At 69.7% G+C, this 21,527-nt stretch carries 21 protein-coding genes; 11 read left to right on the top strand and 10 right to left on the bottom strand.

Going from position 1 to position 21,527, the window contains the following annotated elements; translation table 11 throughout:
* Positions 1–53: 53 nt before the first annotated feature.
* Positions 54–1,370: an alginate O-acetyltransferase AlgX-related protein gene (locus F9C12_RS26955; protein ID WP_409184583.1), complete on the top strand. Its 1,317-nt coding sequence runs from the start codon at positions 54–56 to the stop codon at positions 1,368–1,370.
* Here the strand turns inward: F9C12_RS26955 and F9C12_RS26950 are convergent.
* Complete coding sequence (locus F9C12_RS26950) at positions 1,324–1,722, bottom strand: winged helix-turn-helix transcriptional regulator (protein WP_409462219.1); 399 nt, start codon at positions 1,720–1,722, stop codon at positions 1,324–1,326. The two genes, F9C12_RS26955 and F9C12_RS26950, sit on opposite strands and share 47 nt — an antisense overlap.
* Positions 1,723–1,779: 57 nt before the next feature.
* Here F9C12_RS26950 and F9C12_RS26945 point away from each other — a divergent pair, with 57 nt between their 5' ends.
* A complete protein-coding gene (locus tag F9C12_RS26945; protein ID WP_409462218.1) occupies positions 1,780–2,466 on the top strand; it encodes an NAD(P)-dependent oxidoreductase in 687 nt (228 codons plus the stop codon).
* Here F9C12_RS26945 and F9C12_RS26940 read toward each other — a convergent pair.
* The 3 genes from F9C12_RS26940 to F9C12_RS26930 are packed head-to-tail and all read right to left on the bottom strand — an operon-like array spanning position 2,463 to position 5,101.
* On the bottom strand, positions 2,463–3,347 hold the full coding sequence (locus F9C12_RS26940) for a metal ABC transporter permease (protein ID WP_409184580.1): 885 nt from the start codon (positions 3,345–3,347) through the stop codon (positions 2,463–2,465). The two genes, F9C12_RS26945 and F9C12_RS26940, sit on opposite strands and share 4 nt — an antisense overlap.
* 3 nt (positions 3,348–3,350) lie before the next feature.
* Entirely contained in the window at positions 3,351–4,187 is an 837-nt protein-coding gene (locus F9C12_RS26935) for a metal ABC transporter ATP-binding protein (protein WP_409462217.1), read from the bottom strand.
* Positions 4,187–5,101, bottom strand: a complete 915-nt coding sequence (locus F9C12_RS26930; RefSeq protein ID WP_409462216.1) for a metal ABC transporter solute-binding protein, Zn/Mn family — start codon at positions 5,099–5,101, stop codon at positions 4,187–4,189. Before F9C12_RS26930 ends, F9C12_RS26935 begins: the two co-directional genes overlap by 1 nt.
* A gap of 178 nt (positions 5,102–5,279) precedes the next feature.
* On the opposite strand from F9C12_RS26930, the gene F9C12_RS26925 reads away from it, so the two are divergent.
* The 4 genes from F9C12_RS26925 to F9C12_RS26910 all read left to right on the top strand — a co-directional run bounded on the left by F9C12_RS26925 (position 5,280) and on the right by F9C12_RS26910 (position 8,975).
* The gene (locus F9C12_RS26925) at positions 5,280–6,380 is read left to right on the top strand and encodes a LacI family DNA-binding transcriptional regulator (RefSeq protein ID WP_409184577.1); all 1,101 of its coding nucleotides are present in this window, start codon (positions 5,280–5,282) and stop codon (positions 6,378–6,380) included.
* Between the two features lie 160 nt (positions 6,381–6,540).
* A complete protein-coding gene (locus F9C12_RS26920) occupies positions 6,541–7,032 on the top strand; it encodes a beta-class carbonic anhydrase (RefSeq protein ID WP_409184576.1) in 492 nt (163 codons plus the stop codon).
* 23 nt (positions 7,033–7,055) lie between these two features.
* Positions 7,056–7,931, top strand: coding sequence for an A/G-specific adenine glycosylase (locus F9C12_RS26915; RefSeq protein WP_409462215.1), 876 nt, complete (start codon positions 7,056–7,058; stop codon positions 7,929–7,931).
* A 90-nt stretch (positions 7,932–8,021) separates the two neighbouring features.
* The gene (locus tag F9C12_RS26910; protein WP_409184574.1) at positions 8,022–8,975 is read left to right on the top strand and encodes an N-acetylmuramoyl-L-alanine amidase; all 954 of its coding nucleotides are present in this window, start codon (positions 8,022–8,024) and stop codon (positions 8,973–8,975) included.
* A gap of 46 nt (positions 8,976–9,021) precedes the next feature.
* Here the strand turns inward: F9C12_RS26910 and F9C12_RS26905 are convergent, their stop codons facing one another.
* The gene (locus F9C12_RS26905) at positions 9,022–9,774 is read right to left on the bottom strand and encodes an alpha/beta fold hydrolase (protein ID WP_409462214.1); all 753 of its coding nucleotides are present in this window, start codon (positions 9,772–9,774) and stop codon (positions 9,022–9,024) included.
* 57 nt (positions 9,775–9,831) lie between these two features.
* On the opposite strand from F9C12_RS26905, the gene F9C12_RS26900 reads away from it, so the two are divergent.
* Complete coding sequence (locus F9C12_RS26900) at positions 9,832–11,256, top strand: M1 family metallopeptidase (protein WP_409462213.1); 1,425 nt, start codon at positions 9,832–9,834, stop codon at positions 11,254–11,256.
* Here F9C12_RS26900 and F9C12_RS26895 read toward each other — a convergent pair.
* A complete protein-coding gene (locus tag F9C12_RS26895; protein ID WP_409462212.1) occupies positions 11,232–12,632 on the bottom strand; it encodes an AAA family ATPase in 1,401 nt (466 codons plus the stop codon). The genes F9C12_RS26900 and F9C12_RS26895 overlap by 25 nt on opposite strands.
* A gap of 55 nt (positions 12,633–12,687) precedes the next feature.
* Here F9C12_RS26895 and F9C12_RS26890 point away from each other — a divergent pair, with 55 nt between their 5' ends.
* Both F9C12_RS26890 and F9C12_RS26885 read left to right on the top strand, forming a co-directional pair.
* Positions 12,688–12,996, top strand: a complete 309-nt coding sequence (locus F9C12_RS26890) for an antibiotic biosynthesis monooxygenase family protein (RefSeq protein ID WP_009084240.1) — start codon at positions 12,688–12,690, stop codon at positions 12,994–12,996.
* Positions 12,989–13,792 carry an SIR2 family NAD-dependent protein deacylase gene (locus F9C12_RS26885; protein ID WP_409462211.1) on the top strand — a complete coding sequence of 268 codons (804 nt, stop codon included), beginning with the start codon at positions 12,989–12,991 and terminating at the stop codon, positions 13,790–13,792. The genes F9C12_RS26890 and F9C12_RS26885 overlap by 8 nt, the downstream gene beginning before the upstream one ends.
* Here the strand turns inward: F9C12_RS26885 and F9C12_RS26880 are convergent.
* Complete coding sequence (locus F9C12_RS26880; protein WP_409184568.1) at positions 13,779–14,213, bottom strand: GNAT family N-acetyltransferase; 435 nt, start codon at positions 14,211–14,213, stop codon at positions 13,779–13,781. The genes F9C12_RS26885 and F9C12_RS26880 overlap by 14 nt on opposite strands.
* Positions 14,210–15,163 carry an endonuclease/exonuclease/phosphatase family protein gene (locus F9C12_RS26875; protein ID WP_409462210.1) on the bottom strand — a complete coding sequence of 318 codons (954 nt, stop codon included), beginning with the start codon at positions 15,161–15,163 and terminating at the stop codon, positions 14,210–14,212. Before F9C12_RS26875 ends, F9C12_RS26880 begins: the two co-directional genes overlap by 4 nt.
* A 110-nt stretch (positions 15,164–15,273) precedes the next feature.
* On the opposite strand from F9C12_RS26875, the gene F9C12_RS26870 reads away from it, so the two are divergent.
* A complete protein-coding gene (locus F9C12_RS26870) occupies positions 15,274–16,251 on the top strand; it encodes an ATP-binding cassette domain-containing protein (RefSeq protein WP_409462209.1) in 978 nt (325 codons plus the stop codon).
* On the top strand, positions 16,248–17,048 hold the full coding sequence (locus F9C12_RS26865; protein WP_409184565.1) for an ABC transporter permease: 801 nt from the start codon (positions 16,248–16,250) through the stop codon (positions 17,046–17,048). Before F9C12_RS26870 ends, F9C12_RS26865 begins: the two co-directional genes overlap by 4 nt.
* An 80-nt stretch (positions 17,049–17,128) precedes the next feature.
* Here the strand turns inward: F9C12_RS26865 and F9C12_RS26860 are convergent, their stop codons facing one another.
* Positions 17,129–18,142: an amidohydrolase family protein gene (locus tag F9C12_RS26860; protein WP_409462208.1), complete on the bottom strand. Its 1,014-nt coding sequence runs from the start codon at positions 18,140–18,142 to the stop codon at positions 17,129–17,131.
* Between the two features lie 90 nt (positions 18,143–18,232).
* Complete coding sequence (locus F9C12_RS26855) at positions 18,233–21,403, bottom strand: BTAD domain-containing putative transcriptional regulator (RefSeq protein ID WP_409467079.1); 3,171 nt, start codon at positions 21,401–21,403, stop codon at positions 18,233–18,235.
* Between the last annotated feature and the right edge of the window lie 124 nt (positions 21,404–21,527).

The following is a 21,527-nucleotide window of genomic DNA, read 5'->3' as shown; positions in this document are numbered from 1 at the left end:
TTTTTCGGTGGTTGTTCGCGCCGGGCTCACTCGAATTGACTAACCTCAGTGCCGTGTCCGAGCCACCGCAGCTGCCCGCAGTCCACGAGGCCTACCTGCCCCGCGAGCACGCGCTGCATCGCCCGCGGCACGGCAAACGGCAGCTGACCGCACTGGTCAGCGCCCTGTTGTTCTTCGCGACGCCGACCCTGCTGTGGGTGGTCGGGGTCCGGCCGAGCGAGATCGAAAACCACAAGCTCGCCGGATTCCCCAGCCTCGGCGAAGGGTTCGGGTTCTTCACCAATCTCCCCAAATGGGCGACGGACCAGCTGTCGTTCCGGGCGGGCGCGATCAACGCGGCGAACGGGATCAGCGAGGGCGTCTTCGGCGAGGCCGCGCCGCTCGACCAGGGCTCGACGGCGAACACCGGCCCGATCCCGGCCCCGCCGCTGCAGCAGCCGGGCGCGCCGAACACCGGCCCGTCGCTGCCGAGCGGACCGGGCTCCAGCCAGGCCGGGTACCGCAAGGTGGTCCAGGGCACCGACGGCTGGCTGTACTACGGCTATGACTCCGAGGCGAAGTGCACGCCGACCCAGGACATCGACACCACGATGAAGCGGATCGGCGAGCTGCGCGCGGCGGTCGAGGCGTCCGGCCGGAAGTTCGTGTTCGTGGTGACGCCGGACAAGACGACGATGGTGCCGCAGTTCCTGCCCGCGAGCTATCCGGGCAAGGAGTGCTCGCAGGCCGCCTCGCCGAACGACTGGTACAAGATCACCACCGAAGGCCATTCGCTCGACCTGCGCCCGCAGCTCGCCGCGGAAGCGGCCCGGGTCGGCCACCCGATCTACGCCCCGAACGACACGCACTGGCGCGACGAAGGCGGCCTCGTCCTGACCCGCGCGCTCGCCGACACGATCAAGCCGGGCACGACGAGCACCTGGCAGAGCGCCCCGGACGGCCAGTACGACGCGGTCGCGGACCTGCCGTTGCTGCTCGGGCAAACCGGCGTCAAGTCGAACACTCGCTACGACCTGCGTCCGGACGGCGTCACCGACCGGGCGGGGGAATTCGTCGGCAGCATCGACGAACCGGTGCACCGCTCGGCCCCGCCGATCGTCGGCACGATCGACCAGCCGACCCTGGTCTACGGCGACTCGTTCAGCCTCGCGTCGTCGCGGTATCTGGAGGCGGCGTTCACGAACCTCACGTACCTGGCGTATTCGACGGACAAGACGCCGCAGTCGAAGGCGGTGGACCAGTTCGTGAACTCGCACGTGGTGGTGTTGCAGGCGGTGGAGCGGAATGTCTCCGGCGGGCTGGTGCCGTTCACCGACGAAGGGTTTATCGCGGCGGTGAAGTCGGCGCTGGCGCAGCATCCGATCCGGTAACGGGCGAGTGGGCTTGGCGGTGCGCCAGGAGATCGGCGAGGTGCTGATCGCTCCACTCGCGCATGGCGTCGATGACCGGCAGGAGGCTGCGCCCGAGGCCGGTCAGCTCATAGGTGACGTGCGGCGGATTGGCCTGGTGGTCGGTGCGGATGACCAGCCCGTCGCGGGTCATGTCGCGCAGGGTTTCGGCGAGGACTTTCGCGCTGCTGACGCCCAGGGTTTCCCGGAGGTGGCTGAAGCGCAGCGGGCCGTCCAGCAACGCGACGACGACCATTCCGGTCCATTTCCCGCCGACCTGGAAGGGGAAGGCGGCCATCGGGCACGACGGGTCCATCCGAGCGTCGGCAGTCATCTCGCCAGCCTCCGGTTTCGTTGAAGTAACCAGTTTCCCGTCGATACCGTCCAGCTCATGGTGCCTGAACAGCGAAACGCTCCGCTCGTCGTTTTCGGCGCTGGCGGCCGAGCCGGGCTCGCCGTCGTCGCCGAGGCACTGCGTCGCGGACGCCCGGTCGTCGGAGTGGTTCGCGACCCCGCCCGGCAGGAAAGGCTGGCCGCTCTCGGGGAGGACGTCACGGTCGTCGCGGGTGATCTGACTGATCAGGACAGCGTGGCGGCGGTGGTGCCGGGCGAGGTCGCGGCGGTGGTGAACGCGGTGACGCCGTTTACCGCGCCGCCTGAATCGTTCGAAGACTTCGACCCCGACTACTACGTGCGTTTGGCAGAGAACCTCGTTCAAGCCGCGCGGGGATCCAGGGTGCTCGAAATCGGTCTCGCCGCGACGCTTCGCACCGGCAGCGGCCGGGTGTTCGAAGACCCCGCGGCGTTCCCGGCTTTCCTGCGCCCGTTCGCCGAAGCCCGGATGAAGGGCCTAGCCGCTTGGCGGGAGCAGCCCGCGGAGGTGGACTGGCTGGTCCTCACTCCGCCACCGGGGTTGTCGCTCGAAGCGCCGGCCACCGGCGAGTACCGGCTTGGCGGAGACGTGCTCGATTCCCCGGCAGCGGATCTCCCACTGTCCTATGCGGACCTGGCGACCGCCGTCCTCGACCAGATCGACCGGCCGACCGTGTCTCGCCAGCAGGTGTCCGTCTACCGCTAGCCGACCGGAACCGGGGCCGCTTCCGCCGGGCTGGTTCGCACCCCGCGCCGCCGGTCGCGGACCCACGCGAGCACCCGGCACACCAGGTAGATCAAGAACGAAATCGAAGTCACGAACGCGCTTACCGGCAGTCCCGGGGCCAGCGACAGCACGATCCCGCCCAGAGCGGCGACCTCCGCGAACACCACCGACAACACCGTCGCGCGCAGCGGACTAGCCGTCACCCGGGCGGCGGCCGCGGCGGGGGTCACCATCAGAGCGACCACCAGCAGCGAGCCGACGACCTGCACGCTCAGCGCCGTCGCGACCCCGACCAGCAGGGAGAACAGCACCGTCAAGGACTTGACCGGAACCCCGCGTGCCTCGGCCACCGAGCGGTCGACGCTCGCGAACAGCAGCGGCCGGTAGATCAGCGCCAGCACGGCCAGCACCGCGGCGGCGGAGATCACCAAGGCAGTCAGGTTCGTGCTGTCCACGGTGATGATCTGGCCGGTGAGAATCCCGAATTTGTTCGCTGACCGTCCTTTGTAGAACGACAGCAGCAGGACGCCCATGCCCAGCCCGAAGGACAGGATCACGCCGATCACCGAATCGCGGTCGGCGTCGCGGATGCCCAGGATTCCCAGCAGCAGCGCGGCGGCGACGGCGCCGGCCAGCGCGCCGTATTCCACCCCGACGCCCAGCAGCAGCGCGCCGGCCGCTCCGGTGAACGCCAGTTCGGACGTTCCGTGCACCGCGAAGGACATGCGGCGCATCACGATCAGCGGGCCGAGGACGCCGGCCAGCAAGCCGAGCACCGCGGCCGCGATCAGGGCGATGCGGACGCTGTCCAGTTCCGCGATCAGCTCCCACGTCTTGGCGAAGTCGAACATGCCGTCCAAGGCTCAGCCCACTGCTTCCTGCTCGTGGTGATGCGGTTCGTCCTCGCACAGCGCGCTCTGCGCACCGGCGATGTGGATCTGCCCGCCGACGCGCAGCACCTCGATCTTCGTTCCGTACAGGTCCGACAGCGTCTCCGAGGTCATCACCTCGTCCGGCTTGCCGATCCGGAACTGGCCGTTCACCAGGTACAGCACGCGGTCGACGAACTGCAGGACCGGGTTGATCTCGTGGGTCACGAACAGCACCGCGGTCCCGGCTTCGCGCCGGCGCACGTCGATCAGTTCGCTCACCGCGCGCTGGTGCGCCAGGTCGAGCGACAGCAGCGGTTCGTCGCACAGCAGCACCGACGGGTCGCCGACCAGTGCCTGCGCCACCCGAAGCCGCTGCTGCTCGCCGCCGGAAAGCCGGCCGACCGGCTGCTTCGCGTACCGCGTGCCGCCGACCGATTCGATCACCGACGCCACCCGGCGCTTCCGCTCGCGCATACCGGCGAGGCCGGGGCCCCAGCGGTGGCCGTCCAGTCCGAGCCCGACCAGGTCGACGCCGCGCAGCGTGAGCGAATCGTCGATCGCGCGCTGCTGCGGGATGTAGCCGACCTCCCGGTTCGCGCCTCCCGGACGCCCGCCCGCGATTTCCACCGTGCCCGCCGACAGCGACTGCATGCCCAGCAACGCCTTGAGGAAGCTGCTTTTGCCGGACCCGTTCGGGCCGAGGACGGCCAGGAATTCGCCCGGCTCGACGTCCAGGTCCAAACCGGACCACAGGGTGCGGTCGCCGAAGGCGAGCCCGGCCCCGCGCACGCGGACCGCGGGGCCTGCTTCCGGAAGCTGGACGGACATCAGCTGTTCAGCGCCCCCGCCAGCGAGTCCACATCCTTGGTCATCCAGTCAATGTAGCCCGTGACGTTCGCCGGGAGCGTCTCGGATACGTCGACCACCGCGACCCCGGACGCCTTCGCGTCGGCGACCGCCTGCTTGGTCAGCGGCGTGACCGTCTGCACGTTGTTGACCAGCGCCTTCACCTGCTTCTCCTTGATCAGCTTGGTGAATTCGGAGACCGCCGCGGCGGGCACGTCCGTCTCGTTCTCGATCGCGTCGGAGAACGCCTTTGGGGTGGCGTCGGCGATGTTCGCGGTCTTGAGCAGGTAGTGCGCGACCGGTTCGGTGACGACGACCTTCGTGTCCGGGTGCGCGGTGCCCAGCGCGGCCGCCTTCTTGATCAGGCCGTCGAGCTGGGCCTTGAAGGTCTTGGCGTTGTCGTCGAACTTCTGCTTCGACGCGGGCTGGATCTCGCCGAGCGCGGCCGCGACCTGGTCGGCGACCTTTTCCACGCCCGGCAGGTCGTACCAGACGTGCTCGTTCTCCTCGCCCGGCTTGGCGATGTCGTAGGCGACCAGCTTCTTCGCCGAAGCCGCTTCACCCGAAAGCTTGGTGAAGAACTCGTCGTACCCGCCGCCGTTGCCCAGCGTCAGCTGCGCCTTCTTGGCGGCGAGCGCGTCGTCGGCGGTCGATTCGTAGGAGTGCGGATCGGCCGACGGATCGTGAATGATCGACGTGACCTGCACTTTGTCCCCTCCGACGGCGGACACGACGCTGCCCCAGACATCGGTGGAGGCGACGACCTTCACCTGATCGCCCGTTCCCCCTCCCGCCCCGGAACCGGTCGAGGACGACGTGCTGGAGCACGCGCCGAGCGCGAACACAGCCAAAGCCGACGCGGCGGCGAGGACGCTCGTGGTGCGGCGGGAAGTCATCGGGCTCTCCTGAGTCGAACTGCTAATGGAAACCGTTGTCAGATTCACTTTACCCCATCCGAACGGCGAGCCTCACTCCACCGGGTGGCCGTACCCGCTCTTGATCACCGAACGGATCGAGACGCTCACCACAGGGGTGTCGCTTCTGGAAAACGATCTGAACCGTTACGGTTTGCGGATGGGCCGTCCTATTCGCACCCGGAGGCAGGCGACATTGGCGTCGCTCGCGGCGGAACTCGGGGTGTCCAGGACCACCGTGTCCAACGCCTACAACCGCCCGGACCAGCTCTCCCCCGAACTGCGCCGCAGGGTGCTCGAGACCGCGCGGCGGCTCGGCTACCCCGGACCCGATCCGGTCGCGCGCTCGCTGCGCACCCGCAAGGCGGGCGCGGTCGGACTGCTGCTCACCGAGAACCTCTCCTACGCCTTCCGCGACCCGGCCGCCGTCGGCGTGCTCGAAGGGCTCGCGCTGGCCTGCGAGGACGCGGGCGTCGGCCTGCATCTCGTGCCGGCCAGCCCCGGTCGCGAGGACCTCGCCGCGGTGCACCGCGCGGGCGTGGACGGGTTCGTCGTGTACTCCGTGCCGGACGACGATCCGCATCTCGCGGCCGTCCTGGAACGGCCGGTGCCGACGGTGATCATCGACCAGCCCCGGATCGAGGGCGTGGACCGCGTCGGCCCGGACGACGCGGCCGCCGTGACGCAGCTCGCCGACCATCTGGTCGCGCTCGGCCATCGGCAGATCGGCGTGCTCTGCATGCGGCTCGGCCGCGAGCGCAACGACGACTTCGTGACCGCCGAACGCCAGAGCGGCGCGCACTTCCACGTGCAGCGCACCCGGCTGGAGGCGCTGGCACAGGCGTTCTCCTCCGCGGGCGTCGACTGGGCGACCGTGCCGGTGGTCGAGCGCTTCGACCACACGGTGGACGACGGGGCCTCGGCCGCGCGGCAGCTGCTGGACGCGTATCCGCAGGTCACCGCCCTGGTCTGCACGTCGGACATCCTCGCCCTCGGCGCGCTGGCGGAGGCGGCCCGACGCGGGCTGCGGGTGCCGCTCGACCTCACCGTGACCGGGTTCGACGGGATCGCCGAGGCGGAACGCTCCGGGCTCACCACGGTGCATCAGCCGGTGCTGGAGAAGGGCAAGGTGGCCGGACGGCTGCTGCTCAGCTCGGCCGAGCGGGTCGGGCCGAAGGTGATCACGCTGCCGACCGAGCTGCGGGTCGGGAGGACGTCGGCGCCGCCGCGAACGGTCGAGGAGCCCTGGTTCGGCGGGTGAGTCGTGAGTGGCGATCGCGGTTAGAACCGTGATCAGCACGCACGAGTCACCCCAGCCTTTGCCGTGATTTCCCGCCCAGCGCGTTGTGCGGGCGCGCCGGGGCAGGTTGCATGGACGCCACGCCCGTGTCCCGCGGGAAGCACAGGCCGAAAGGTGTCCCATGACCTCCATCGACGTGCTGCTCAAGCGCAATCGGGAAATCGGGAACATCGTCCCCGGCGACCGGTCCTCCCCCAAGCCGTCGCTGCAGGTGTCGATCCTGACCTGCATGGACGCCCGGATCCGGGTCTTCGAGATCTTCGGGCTGCTGCAGGGCGAGGCGCACGTGCTGCGCAACGCGGGCGGCGTGGTCACTGACGACGTGATCCGGTCGCTCGCGCTCAGCCAGCGCAAACTCGGCACCCGCGAGGTGCTGATCGTCCAGCACACCGACTGCGGTCTCTCCATGGTCACCGACGAGGAGTTCAAGGACGAGCTGGAGTCCGCCACCGGACTGCGGCCGACCTGGGCGGTCGAGGCGTTCCGCAAGGTCGAGGACAGCGTGCGCACCTCGATGGAACGCGCCCGGCGCAGCGACTTCCTCCTGCACAACGACAACGTGCGCGGATTCGTCTACGACGTGCGGGCCGGGAGCCTGACCGAGGTCAAGTAAGGGCTTTCGTATTCAATGGTGGAGTGGCAGTAGACACCGATGTTCTGATCGAGTGGTTCGCCGACGTCGGCCGGGACCTGCCGTGGCGGGAGCCGGACTGCTCGGCGTGGGGCGTGCTGGTCAGCGAAATCATGCTGCAGCAGACGCCGGTCTCGCGTGTCCAGCCGATCTGGCTGGAGTGGATGGCTCGCTGGCCGGTGCCGTCCGCGCTGGCCGCGGAGACCACTGGCGAGGTCGTGCGTGCGTGGGGCAAGCTCGGCTACCCGCGTCGCGCGCTTCGGCTGCACGCCGCCGCCACCGTCATCGCCCAGGAGCACGGCGACGTCGTGCCGTCCGATGTGGACACGCTGCTCGCGTTGCCCGGCATCGGCGCGTACACGGCGCGCGCGGTGGCGGCGTTCGCGTACGGCAAGCGCGCGCCGGTGGTGGACACGAACGTCCGACGCGTCGTCGCGCGCGCCGTTCATGGTGCGGGCGACGCTGGCCCGGCGTCGAATACCCGCGACATGGCGGATGTCGAAGCGCTGCTTCCCGCCGAGGACGCGCCCGCGGCGAAGCTGTCCGCCGCGCTGATGGAGCTGGGCGCGCTGATCTGCACCGCCCGGTCGCCGAAGTGCGTGGACTGCCCGATTTACGCCGAATGCGCGTGGCAGCTCAACGGCCGTCCCGAATACGCCGGTCCGGCCAAGCCAGTGCAGAAGTTCGCCGGCACCGACCGGCAGGTGCGCGGGTTGCTGCTGGACGTCCTGCGCGGCGCCGAGGGACCGGTCGAGAAGGCGCGGCTGGATGTCGTGTGGCACGAAGCCGGTCAGCGCGACCGGTGCCTGGATTCGCTGCTCGTGGACGGTCTGCTGGAGCAAACCCGCGACGGGCTGTTCGCGCTTCCCGGGGAACACTGACGCACTACGACGAAAGTCGGCAAAAAGTTGTCCCCTCCGGAGCGCCGGGTTAGCTTTCCCCCGTCGCACTCGCAGGCTGAGGAGTTCCGCATGGGGGAAGCAACGCGTCGTGCCGTCTTGAAGGGCGGCCTCACCGTCACCGCCGTGGGCGCTTTGGGCTTCGCCACGGCGAGATCCGCGGCCGCGGTGACCACTCCGGTCATCCATTCGACGGCCGAGTGGAACGCCCGGCCGCCCTCGGGCGCGATCGTGGTGGAGAACCACAAGCCCACGTACATCGTGGTGCACCACACCGTCGACCCGGGCAACAACACCGACTACTCGCTGGCGCACGCGCTGCAGATCTCGCGGGACATCCAGAACTTCCACATGGACACCCGCGGCTGGATCGACACCGGCCAGCAGTTCACGAACAGCCGCGGCGGCTTCGTCACCGAGGGTCGGCACCGCAGCCTCGAAATCCTGCGCGGCGGGAAGCAGCACGTGCAGGGCGCGAACGTCGCCAACCACAACAGCGAATGCATCGGCATCGAGAACGAGGGCCTCTACAGCACGGTCGACGTGCCGGCCGCGCTGTGGAACTCGCTCGTGCAGCTCGTCGCCTACATCGCGCACCAATACGGCATCACACCCGAGTTCATCAAGGGCCACCGCGATTTCAACTCGACCGAGTGCTGTGGCCAGGTGCTCTACAACCGGCTGCCGGAGCTGCGCACAGCGGTCGGCCAGCAGCTCGGCCTGTCCGTCGCCCGGCTCGACGCGCCGGAGTGGCCGCTGCTCAAACCGGGTGACACCGGCCCGCAGGTGCAGACCGCGCAACGCTTCCTGCGCGCCGCCGGGTTCGGCGTGCCTACCGACGGCGTGTTCGGCAAGGCGACCGCGGCCGCGGTGTCCGCACTGGCCGCCGAGCACGGGCTTTCCCGCGACAGCTGCACCGCGGCCCGGGCCAGCGACGAATCCGCCTACCTCGGCTCGGACGTCTGGCCGTTGATCGTGCCGGCGGACCGCTCGACCGCCGCGTGGCGCACCGAGCTGGCCCGCTGACTGGGGACGCCTCACGCGTGCCAGCGAGGGCGGCACACGTGAGGCGTCACAGGCCGGACAGGAACGCCTCCACCGCGCCGCGGTAGGTCTCCGGCGCTTCGGCGTGCGGCAGATGGGCCGAACCGGGCACGACCAGGTGCTTCGCGCCGGGCACCCGCGCCGCGACCTCGGCCTGCTGCCCGGCCGGCATCGCGGTGTGCTCGCCCTCGACCAGCAGCAGCGGACAGCGAATACCGTCCACAATGGACCAATAGTCGCGGCGGCCCCATTCGGCGGCGATCTCGTAGAGGTTCTCCAGGTCGGCGATCAGGTGATAGCCGTCCTCGCGCTCCTCGACGCATTCGGTGAAGTAGTCGCCCGCGGTGCCGAAGAACTCACGCACGTGGGCCAGCGATTCGAACGGCACCGGCCAGCTCTCGAAGTAGCCGCGCCAGGTCTCGACGGTGCGTCCGCGCTGGTCCGGGGCGAAATCCTCGCTGACCACCGCTTGCACCAGCTCCGGGTATTTCGCCGCAGTGGCCCACGCGTGCAGCCCGCCCATCGAATGCCCGATCAGCACGGACGGACCAAGGTCGGCCAGCACGTCCGCGACGTCCTCGGCGAACTGCTCGGTGGTCCACGGTCCGGTGTGCGGCGCGCGCCCGTGCCCGCGGGCGTCGAGGGCACGCACCCGGCCGTACCGCTTGAGCCATTGCGCGACCGGCCACCACGTGCGAGCGCGGCCCATCAGCCCGTGCAGCAGGAGGATCGACACGCCGGGGCGTTCGTCGCCGCCGAAGTCGATCAGGCCTGGTCGCATTAGTCCTCCCGGGTTTCTGCGGCTACTTCATCACAAACCTGCCTTTAGGGTGAAGGAATGCGCTGCCGCCGAACCGCCGTCCTCGCCCTCGCCGGCGTGCTTGCGCTGTCCGCGTGCAGCCCCGCCGAACCCGCTGCTCCGCCGCCGCCCCCGATGCATCCGGCACCGGGCGCGAGCAGCGCGGGCGACCCGTACTTCCCGGAAGACGGCAACGGCGGGTACGACGCGCTCGACTACCACGTCGACGTCAGCTACGACCCGCCGAGCGGCCGGCTCGACGGCGACACCACGGTTTCCGCCAAAGCCACCCAGGACCTCAGCCAATTCGGCTTCGACCTGCGCGGGCTGGAGGTCACCTCGGTGGAGATCGACGGAAAGCTCGCGAAGTACAGCCGGGAAAAGAACAAGCTGGTCGTGACTCCGGCCGAACCGCTGCGGTCGGGCACGACGTTTCGGACGCGCATGCGCTATTCGGGTGTTCCGGCGCAAACCCCGCACGACGGCGGGTCGGAGAACGGCTGGGCCCGCTCCGAGGACGGCGGCGCGTACCTGGTCGGCGAGCCGCATTCGGCGTCGTTCTGGTACCCGGTCAACGAAACCCCGCGCGACAAGGCGACCTTCACGCTGACCGCGCACGTGCCCACCGGCTGGACGGTGCTGTCCAACGGCCGGGAGCAGGGTACGAGTGCCAAGGACGGCAAAACCACCGCGACGTGGGCGGATCCGAATCCAGTGGCCAGCTACCTGACCACGATCGCGATCGACAAGTTCACCGTGCAGCGCTCCACGCTCCCGGACGGCACGCCGATCGTTTCCGGCTACGCACCCGGCGCCGAAGCCCGCGAGGCCACCGGCGGCCGGCTGCCCGAGGTGATCTCGTTTTTGGAGAGCAAGTTCGGCAAGTACCCGCAGAGCGCGGCGGGCGGCATCTACCTCGACGAGAACATCCACTTCTCCCTGGAAACGCAAACCCGTCCCACTTATGCGAAATGGGCGGAAATCCTGACTCTGGTGCACGAGAACGCACACCAGTGGTTCGGCGATTCGGTGTCGCTCAACTCGTGGGCGGACATCTGCCTGAACGAATGCTTCGCCTCGTACGCGCAGTGGCTGTGGGGCGAGCGCGAGGGGCAGAACCTGGACGACCGCTACCGCGCGGCCGTCGAGATCACCAGGGGCAGCACGGATTTCTGGGGCCAGAAACTTGTCGACATGGGGCCGGAGCACATGTTCGAGGGCGCGTACGACAAGGGCATCCTCGCCATGCACGCGCTGCGCCGCGAACTGGGCGAGCCGGGGTTCGACAAGGTGCTGCACGAGTGGGTCGCCCAGCACCACAACAGCAACGCGACGTGGGCGGACTTCGAAAAGCTCGTGTCGCACGTCGCCGGACGCGACTTGAGCGGGTTCCTGAACGACTGGTTCCACGGTTCGAAGCTGCCGTCGGACGCCGATCTTTACCCAGGCCCGTTGCGGCCGTGACTGCCGAGCAAAGACCTGGTCAGACCGCTGTCGTTCATCTCGGCTAGGGCCGCGCCCAGTTCGGGGTCGCCGACCCGGACTGGTTCGTCGGGCCGAAGCGCCAGCGCGCGCAGCGACGCTCGGCGGAGCAGTTCCTTCATGAACGACGCCGTGACGCCGTCGGTCGCCTCGACCACGGGGGTGAGGTCTGCGGTCAACTCCAGATCACGCGAGTACAGCCGCAGCAACGCTTCCCGCCCCGCCGCGTCCGGCAACGGCACCTCGACCGCTAAGTCGACTCGGCCGGGCCGGTCGGCCAGCGCTTTCTCCAGACTGCTGGCCCGGTTGGTGGTGAGCAGAAAGGTGACATCCGCGTCGCCGCCGACGCCGTCCATCGCGTCGAGCAGGCTGAACAGCAGCGGCGTCGGACCGTGCACGAGGTTGCGGTCCTCGGCGATCAGGTCGACGTCCTCCAGCACCACGACGCTCGGCTGCAACCGGCGCGCCAGCGAAGCGGCTTGCGAGATGAACCGCAGGGCAGCGCCGGTCAGGATCACGACCGTGCAGCCCGGGAGCTGCCCCATGAGGTAACGCACGGTGTGGGTTTTCCCGGTGCCGGGCGGGCCGTGGAGCAGAAGGCCGCGCTTCAGGTGCTGACCCGCCTCGGCGAGCCGCGCGCCGTGTTCCGCGATGCCGAAGGTGTGCCGTTCGACCGCTTCGAGAACGCCTTCCGGCAGCACCACGTCTTCTTTGCGCAGCTGCGGCCGCGGCAGGAAGGTGACCAGCTCGTTGTTGCGGTGCTCGCTCAGGCCGAACGCGATCACCTGGCCGCGCAGCACGTCGTGCTCGGTCATCAGCGCTTCGATGCGGTCGCGAGTCTCGGTGGCCGCCCGCCGGTCCTCGGCGATTACTTCGAGGCGGCAGTTCGCCTGGCCGTACTGCGGGGCCGAGCCGCGGACGCCGACCAGCACCGGCGAGCCGTCCGGCGCGGTTGTACCGACCAATCCGAGCTGCACGACGTCCGCCGCTTCGTCCGGGCCGACCGCCACCGTCGCGTAGTCGACCGCGCCCAGCTCGTAATTGCCGTGCTGTTTGGCCGTGACCAGCATGCCGACCAGGTCTTCATGGCCGCGCAACCCGCCGGCGATGCCGAACCAGTCAGTGCCGATCCCGTGCTCGGCGAGATACGCGTCGACCCCGGCTTGAATGGTCGCGTGCTCCCAGTTCTCGAAGGTATGCGTGACCACCAGCGCCTGCGCGAGCGGCACGCCAAGGTGCCCGGTGACGCGGTCGATCAACTCGCTGGACCTGCCCGAACCGACCGATTCGGCCGCGGCTTTCACGAGCCTTTGCAGGTTGCGGGCCAATTCGGTGCCAAAGACTTCGTCGTCCCCCATGTGAGCAGAGTGGCACGAACCGCGAAAACGGGCCAGCCGTTAGTACGCTAGGGAGATGGCAGTGGTCAAGATCAACGCAATCGAGGTCCCCGAAGGCGCCGGTCCGGAGTTGGAGAAGCGTTTCGCCGCGCGGCTGCACTCCGTCGACAACCAGGAGGGGTTCCTCGGCTTCGAGCTGCTCCGCCCGGTCGCGGGCGAGACGCGCTACTTCGTGTACACGAAGTGGGAAACCGAGGAGCACTACCAGGCCTGGGCGAAGGGTCCGGCTCGCGAGGCGCACGCCGGTGAGCGCCAGAAGCCGGTGGCGAGCGGTGCGAATCTGCTGGAGTTCGAGGTCGTCCAGGCATCTAAGCCGGGTGAGTGACGAACTCGCTCGTGCCGCCGAGCTGATCCGCGGCGCCGGCGCGCTGCTCGTGTGCGCCGGCGCCGGGATGGGCGTCGATTCCGGGCTGCCCGATTTCCGTGGCGGGGAAGGGTTTTGGCGGGCATATCCGCCGTACGCCGGGCTCGGGCTGCGGTTCGAGGAGCTGGCCGACCCGCGGCATTTCGCCTCGGATCCGGAGCTGGCCTGGGGGTTCTACGGGCACCGGCTCGAGTTGTACCGGAAGACGGTGCCGCATCGCGGATTCGGTCTGCTGCTCGAATGGGGACTGGCCAAACCTGGCGGGGTGCGCGTTTTTACGTCCAATGTGGACGGACAATTCCAGGCCGCGGGGTTTCCGCACGTCGCCGAGGCGCACGGGTCGATCCATCACCTGCAGTGCCTGGCCGGGTGTTCGCGGGAGATCTGGTCGGCGGACGAACTCGCGATCGACCTGGACGAGACGACGATGCGCGCCCGGCCGCCGCTTCCGTCCTGTCCGCGTTGCGGCGGTCTGGCCCGGCCCAACATCCTGATGTTCGGGGATTTCGACTGGATCCCCGACCGCAGTCAGGAACAGCTGGACGAGCTGGCGGCCTGGCGGCGCGCGCATCGCGACGCGGTGGTGGTCGAACTCGGTGCCGGGCAAGCGGTTCCGACAGTGCGGCGGTACGCCGAACTCGCCAGCGCGGCGACGGGTGCGTTGGTCCGGATCAACCCGCGCGAGCCGCGGATCCGGCACGGACGCGGGATTTCGATCGCCGCCGGTGCGTTGGAGACGCTGGTCAAGCTCGCTTGAGCTCCAGCAAGGGGAACGGGCGGCCGTCCGGATCGGTTTCCTGCCTGCCGACCACCTCGAAGCCGTGGTGCAGATAGAAACCGACCGCCTGCGGGTTCTGCTCGTTCACGTCCAGGGTGAGAGCCGGGTAGCGGTCCAGGGCCGCGCGCAGCAACGCCGTTCCGATCCCGCGGCCGCGGAAATCGTCGTGCACGAACAGCATTTCCAGCTTTCCCTCGGCGATTCCCGAGAAACCCGCGGCGACTCCGTCGACCTCCGCCACCGTCAGCTCCACCTCGGCGAAGTAGAGCGGGACGCGCGTGGCGTAGTACTCGACGTCCGACGGGGCCAGAAAGTCGTGCGTCGCCTCGACGGCGCTGCGCCAGATCTCCAGCAGCCGCGGGTACTCGGCGTCCCCGACGCTCGGCCGCAAGGTCGTCATGGCAGTTGTACCTCCGCGTAAACCGCCCGGTGATCGCTGCCGGGCACGTCGAACGCCTGGTAATCCCGGATCGCGATCCGGCGGTCCACCAGCACATGGTCCAGCGACACTAGCGGGACCGAAGACGTCGACCAGGTCGGGACCAGGCCGTCGCCGCGTGCCTCCGCCGCGTCGACGTATCCGCGGGACAGCACCGTGCGCAGCGCGGCGTGGTCGAGAGTCGCGTTGAAATCGCCGGCCACCACGCGCAGGCCGTGCTCGCCGATCGCGCGTGACAGGTCCCGCATCTCCTGCTCCCACAGGTGATACCCGGAGTCCGGCGAACGCGGATGCGCCGCCACGATCTCCAACGTCGTCCCGCCGCCGAGGTCGGCTTCCGCGCCGGGCTGTTTCTGGGCCGAATCGCCGGTGTAGTCCTCTTCGGTCAGCGGATAACGCGACACGATGCCGGACCCGTCCACCCCGGACGCCGGGTGCAGCACCCGGTACGGCAGCGTCTGGAACAGCCCGGCCTTCTCCAGCCCGGACATCGCGGCCGGGGTCATCTCCACCAGGTTCAGCACGTCGATCCGGTGCTCCCGGACCAGCCGCACGAGCGCCGCCGGATCGGCCTGGCCGAGGTACAGGTTGGCGGCCAGCACGCGCACCGTCTTCCCGTGCGCCGCCGGCTGCTCGTCGGACATCACCCGCGGCGCGACGTACACCGCCAGCAGCGCGGACAACGCCAGCGCGACCCCGCCGGTCCACCACCGCCGCAGCACCAGCGCGAGCGCGGCGAGCAGCAAGCCGTAGCCGACGACGTACGGAGTCAGCGCCAGCAGCGCGGTCAGGTACCAGCCGCTGCCGTCCCAGCCGATCGTGCGCAGCCCGGCCACCGCCAGCAGCGGCAGGCCGACCAGCACGAGCAGGCCCGTGACCAGCCGGGTTCGCGTCCGCGCCGCCATCACCATGATCGAAGAGTATGCCGGGCAGGCGCTGACAGGTCCGTGTCAGCGCCGTGTGCGCGGCTTGCCAGCGCCTTAGCCCACTGTGTGCTGGAGCGACACAGGAGGAGGCGACAATGTCGCACGCGATCCAGGCCGAGGGCCTGGTCAAGCATTTCGGGGAGACGAAGGCGCTGGACGGCGTGGATCTGGAGGTCCCGTTCGGGAAGGTGGTCGGGGTGCTCGGGCCGAACGGCGCGGGCAAGACGACCGCGGTCCGCATCCTGGCCACCCTGCTGAGACCCGACGCGGGCCGCGCCACGGTCGGGGGTTACGACGTGGTCCGCGACCCGGTCCGGGTGCGCGGCCTGATCGGGCTCACCGGGCAGTACGCGTCGGTGGACGAGGACCTCAGCGGCACCGAGAACCTGGTGCTGATCGGCAAGCTGCTGAACCTGTCCCGGGCCGACGCGCGGGCGCGGGCGGCCGAACTGCTGGAGCGGTTCGAGCTGACCGACGCGGCCAAGCGGCCGATCCGGACGTATTCCGGCGGCATGCGGCGCAGGCTCGACCTGGCCGCGAGCCTCGTCGGCCGTCCCGCCGTGCTGTACCTGGACGAGCCGACCACCGGACTCGACCCGCACGCGCGCAACGAGGTGTGGGCGGTCGTCCGCAGCCTCGTCGCCGACGGCGCGACGGTGCTGCTGACCACGCAGTACCTGGAGGAGGCCGACCAGCTGGCCGACCGGATCACCGTGTTCGACCACGGCCGCGTGGTCGCCGACGGCCGCGCCGACGAGCTGAAGCGGCGGGTCGGCGGGCAGACGCTGCAGGTGCGGCCGACGTCGCTGAACGACCTCGACGAGGTCGACCGCATCCTGGCCGACCTCACCGGCGTCCGGCCCGCCCGCGACAACGCGACCGGGCTGCTGACCGCACCGGTCTCCGACCCAGTACTGCTGTCCACGCTGGTGCGCCGCCTCGACTCGGCGGGCATCACCTCCGACGAACTGGCCCTGCGGCTGCCCAGCCTCGACGAGGTGTTCCTGGCACTGACCGGGCACGCGGCCGAGGAGCCGAAGCCGGAGCGCGAACTCGAAGGGAGCCGGTCATGACCACCGCGACCGCCGCGGCCCCGCCCCGGCACATCAGCCCGGTACTCGGCGCGAAACACGCGTTTTCGCTCGCCTGGCGGGGAATCCTGAAGATCCGCAAGAACCCGGAACAGCTGGCCGACGTCACGCTGATGCCGATCATCTTCCTGCTGATGTTCACCTACCTGTTCGGCAACGCGCTGGGCGGTTCGATCGAGAACTACCTGCAGTCGTTCGTGCCGGGCCTGATCGTGATGAACGTGCTGCAGGCGTCGCTGACGGTCGGCACGCAGCTCAACACCGACATCACCAAGGGCGTCTTCGACCGCTTCCGCGCGATGCCGATCGCCCGCTCGGCGCCGCTGATCGGCGCGGTGCTGGCCGACCTCGTGCGGTACGTCGTGTGCCTCACCGTGCTGCTGACCGTGGCGACCGTGATGGGCTTCCGCGTGCAGACCGGTCCCGGGGAGTTCGTCCTCGCGATCCTGCTGGCGGTCGCGTTCGGCCTCTGCTTCTGCTGGGGTTCGGTGTTCGTCGGGATGCTGATGAAATCCCCGGGCGCGGCGCAGGGCCTGATGTTCGTCTTCATCATGCCGCTGACGTTCGGCAGCAACGTGTTCATCTCGACCGCGACGATGCCGGGCTGGCTCAAGGCCTGGGCCGACATCAGCCCGGTGAGCCTGATGTCCGACGTGATGCGCGGCCTCCTGAACGGCGGCGCGTACGGCGGTTCCCTGCTGGGCGCACTGGCGTGGATGGCCGGTGCGGTAGCGGTGTTCTTCCCGCTCGCGACGTGGGCCTACCGCAAGCGGGTCTGAGGGCGTCCTTCACGGGGGTGTGGACGCTGGTGGGGAGTGTCTGTGTCCGGGTTCCACAGCCGGGCACAGACACTCCCTTTTCATCGGGCGGCCGCGAGATGGCCAGTCAGCCGTTCCCAGTTGCCCGACCCGATGGCGGCTTTCTCTTCCTCGCTGAACGGCGCCTTCTCCAAAAACGACCGCGCGACCCCGCCGCTCGTGTCCAGGTAAGGAAATCCGCCCGGCCGCGTGCCGAAGGTGTAGGGATAGTCGGTCGAGTACAGCATCCGCTCCGTCCCGACCACCTCGGCCGCCCAGCGCAGGTACCGTTCGCTGACCGTGCCGCTGCCCGCGATCCAGAAGTTCTCGCGGAAGTAGCCGGCCAGCGGTCGCCGCAGGCCGGCCATCTCCCGCAGGAAGCCGACGTGGTCCAGGTAGAACAGGACCACCTCGCCCCAGTGTCCGGCGATCACCTGCAGTCCGGGGTGCCGGTCGAAGACGCCGGAGAAGATCATCCGCAGGTACTGCACGCCCAGGTCGTAGTACCAGCCGAGGCCGGCGGTCGCCAGAGCCGCGCCGACGCCGTTGGGCAGACCCGAGTAGTACGCGTCCTGTACCGCCTGCACCGGCGCTTGCGGGTGGAAGTGCAGGGGGACGTGAAGTCGCGCGGCGGTTCCGTAGAGGTCGTCGAATTCCGGTGCGTCGGCCAGTTTGTCGCCGGTTCGGCCGTACAGCATCGCGCCGCGGAAGCCGAGGGCGACCGCGCGTTCCAACTCTTCGACGGCGGCTTCGGGCGAGGACGTCGGGAGCGTGGCGAAGGCCTGAAACCGCGTCGGATTGGCCGCGACGATCTCGGCGAGTGCGTCGTTGGCCTCGCGGGCGACGGGCACGGCGTCGGCGGCCGGGAGGTTCTGCACGCCGGGGGTGGACAGGGACAGCACCGCGACGTCGATGCCCTGCTCGTCCATGTCGGCGAGACGTTCTTCGCCGACGTCGCACAGGCGTCTCGTGACCGGATGGTCCTCGGGATAGCCGTGCGGCTGCACTCCGGCCTTCGCCCACGCTTCGCGCAGAACGGGCAGGAGCACGTGTTCTTCCAGGGCGACGATGCGCATGACAGCTCCTCGATGTTTCCAGTGATAACCACTTGAGCGTATCACCGAAAACATCAGCGGAAGCAAGTTCGTGTTATCACTGATAACGGGCTACTCGCGGCAGCGCTGCGCCAGAACCTCCTCGATCGCTCCGGCCCGGTCCATCCGCGCGGTCTCGGCCACGAGCGCCTCGTACCGTTCCGGGCCCAGCTCCCGCGTCAGGTTCTCGATCAGCGTGCGGACCTCGGGACTCCCCAGATCGAACCGGCCCCGCACCACCGCGCTCAGCGCCAGCATCCGCGCGGACGCCTCCAGCCGCCCCTGTGCGTACCGGATCCGCGCCAGCAGCTCGACCATGCCGGCCAGGTCCGGCATGTCGAATCGCCCGGCCGCGCGTTCGATCACCGTGAACACCGGCGCTTCCGCCTCGTCCGGGCGGCCTTCGGCGAGCAGCAACCCGGATTCGATGGCCCCGAGCCATTCCACCTCGAAACCCTCCGGCGTCGGCCAATCCGCCCGCGCCGACTGCATTTCCCGGAACACCTCGCGCGCCTCGGCGAGGTTGTTCTCGCGGATCAGCAGTTCCGCGCGGCCGAGCAGCACGATCAGGCGCAAACCGTTGTTGCCGCCGGAAGCCGCGTAGCGTTCCGCGGCTTCCATGTCCCGCCACGCGCCCTCCTGATCGCCCGCGCGCGAACGTTCGACCGCCAGCCGCCACCACTGCTGCACGATGTCGTCGCGGGACCGCAGCTCCATCACCAGCCGCAGCCCCTCGGTGTACCCGGCGATCGCCGCCTCGTGGTCGCCGGACTGCGATTGCGCCGCGGCCCGGAACCCGTGCGTCATGCCGAGGCCCCAGCGGTCGCCGACCTCGGCGAAGCCCTGGTGGGCGAGGTCTCGCGCCCGGTCCGCGCCCTCGAGGTCTCCCATGTCGCCGAGGACGAAGCTCTCCGCCCAGTGCCCGGCGGCGCGGCTCCAGAGGTCGTCCCGTTCCACCGCCCGGCGAATCTCGCGCTTCGCCAGCTCCCGCTCGCCGTTGAGGTAAGCCACTATCGGCAGCCCCACCCACAGCCACGGATTCCGTTCCGCCGCACCGGTCCGGACGCAGTCCTCGACCAGCTCGGGGACGTCGACCTTCTCCTGCGGACCGGACATGGCCAGCATCAGCACCTGGCTCAGCCGCAGGCTCGCCGCCACGTCCGGCGGCAGGTCCCCGCCCAGTTCGAGCACCTCGTCGACGAACTGGGCGGCCCGCTCGTTCTGCCCGACGATGTTGAGATACCAGAACAACCCGAAGAGCAGCCGGGCCGCCGTTTCCGCGGCTCGCGATTCGATCGCCGCCCGCAGCGCGGACGTGAAGTTGTCGCTGTCGTGCTCGTAAACGTCGATCGCGCGCAGCTGGTCCCGTCCGCGCAGCAACGGCTCGTTGCGGTACGCGAGATCCGCGTAGTAGCCGACCATCGCGGCCCGCATCCGCTCTTGCTCTCCGGACTCGGCGAGGCGCTCGGACGCGTACGCGCGCAAGGTTTCCAGCAGGCGGTACCGCAGACCCACTACGTCCACAATGGACTTCTCTACCAGCGAGCCCAGCACGTACACGATGTCTTCCGCGGGCAATTCCTCGTCCGCGCAGACGTTTTCCACCGCCTCCTCGGAAAAGCTCGCCGCGAACACCGCGAGCCTGCGCGCGAGCCGGACCTCCGCGTCGCTCAGCAGATCCCAGCTCCACTCCACCACCGCACGCAGCGTGCGCTGGCGCGGCAACGCCGTCCGGCTGCCGGAGGTGAGCAGCCGGAACCGGTCGTCGAGGCGTTCGGCGATCTGCTCGGCGGTCATCGACCGCAACCGCGCGGCGGCCAGTTCGAGCGCGAGCGGCATGCCGTCGAGCCGGCGGCAGATCTGCCGCACGGAGTCCACTGTGGACTCGTCAAGCCGGAAGCCGGGCCGCACCGCCATCGCGCGGTCAAGGAACAGCCGGACCGAATCGAGCGTGCCGACGTCCGCGGGCGGCGCGGTCTCGTCCGGCACCGGCAGCGGACCGAGCGGGCACAGCGTCTCGCCGGTAATCGCCAACGGTTCGCGGCTCGTGGCCAGCACGCGCAGCGCGGGCAACCGGCGCAGCAGATTCTCGGCCAGCTCCGCGGCGGTGTCCACGACGTGTTCGCAGTTGTCCAGCACCAGCAACGTTTCCGCGCCGCCGAGCGCCTCCACCGCGTGTTCGAACGGATCGACCTGCCACCGCCGCGCGTCGGTCTCGGTCGTCCGAAGGTCGCGCACCTCCAGCGCGTTGAGCAAGGCGGACAGGACGTCTTCGGCCTCCCGTACCCCGGCCAGCGGCACGAACCACACCAGACCGCGCGAATGCGCCGGATGCCGCGAAGCCGCTTCCGTCGCGAGCCGGGTCTTGCCAGCGCCGCCCGGGCCGACGAGCGTCACCAGCCGAGCGCCTTCGAGCAACTCGGCCAGCAGCTTCAGCTCGTCGGTGCGGCCGATGAAGCTGGTCAGCCGCTGCGGCAACCGGTCGGCCACCGCGGCGACCGGTGTGTACTCGCCGCGCAGCGCGCGCAAATGCACTTCCTGCAGCTCCGCCGACGGGTCGACACCCAGCTCGTCGGCCAGCGTCGCGCGGATCGCGGAGTACGCGGCGAGCGCGTCAGCCTGCCGTCCGGCGGCGGAAAGCGCACGGATTCGCAAGCCAGCCAACCGTTCCCGCAGCGGATGCGCTTGAGCGGCGGCGGTGAGGTCCGCGAGCACCTCCGCGTGCCGACCCAGCCGCAACTCGGCTTCGAACCAGTCCTCCGCGGTCTCCGTGCGCCGCTCCTCCAGCAACGTGGCGGGCGCGGCGGCGAACGGCGCGTCCAGCACGTCCGCGAGCGCGGGCCCACGCCACAACGCGAGCGCGGCGGCGAGCGCGTCGGCGGCGGTACCGTCCCGCCCAGCGGCAAGCTCCCGGCGCCCCTCGGCGGACAACTGCTCGAACCGGTGGAGATCCACCGCCTCCGGCGGCACCCCGAGCCGGTAACCGCCGTTGGCGGACTCCACTTCGGCCCCCGCCTGCCGCAGTGCGCGACGCAGCCGCGAGACGAGCGATTGGAGCGCGTTGGCCGCGTCGGCCGGGGGTTCCGCGCCCCACAGCCCGTCGATCAGCGCCTCGGCGGAAACCGCGCGACCGGCGTCGAGCGCGAGCCGGGAAAGGAGCATGCGAAGGCGGGCTCCGCCGATGTCGATCGGCGTGCCGTCCTTGCCCTCCGCTCGCAGCGGGCCCAGCAGCGCGACGCGCATGCGGTCCAGCTTTCCAGACAACGCCCGGTCCGTGCCGGGGCCCGACGTAAGTGTGGACTTTCGGGACAATCTGCCGCCAACCGGTTACCGCCCGGCTTCCCGGCGCTACGTTGCGGAGGATTCA

The sequence above is a fragment of the Amycolatopsis sp. GA6-003 genome, from assembly GCF_046267895.1.
In the GTDB taxonomy this organism is placed as follows: Bacteria; Actinomycetota; Actinomycetes; order Mycobacteriales; family Pseudonocardiaceae; genus Amycolatopsis.
The sequence above is the reverse complement of the archived record's forward strand: the minus strand, read 5'-3'. Positions and strand labels throughout refer to the sequence as shown.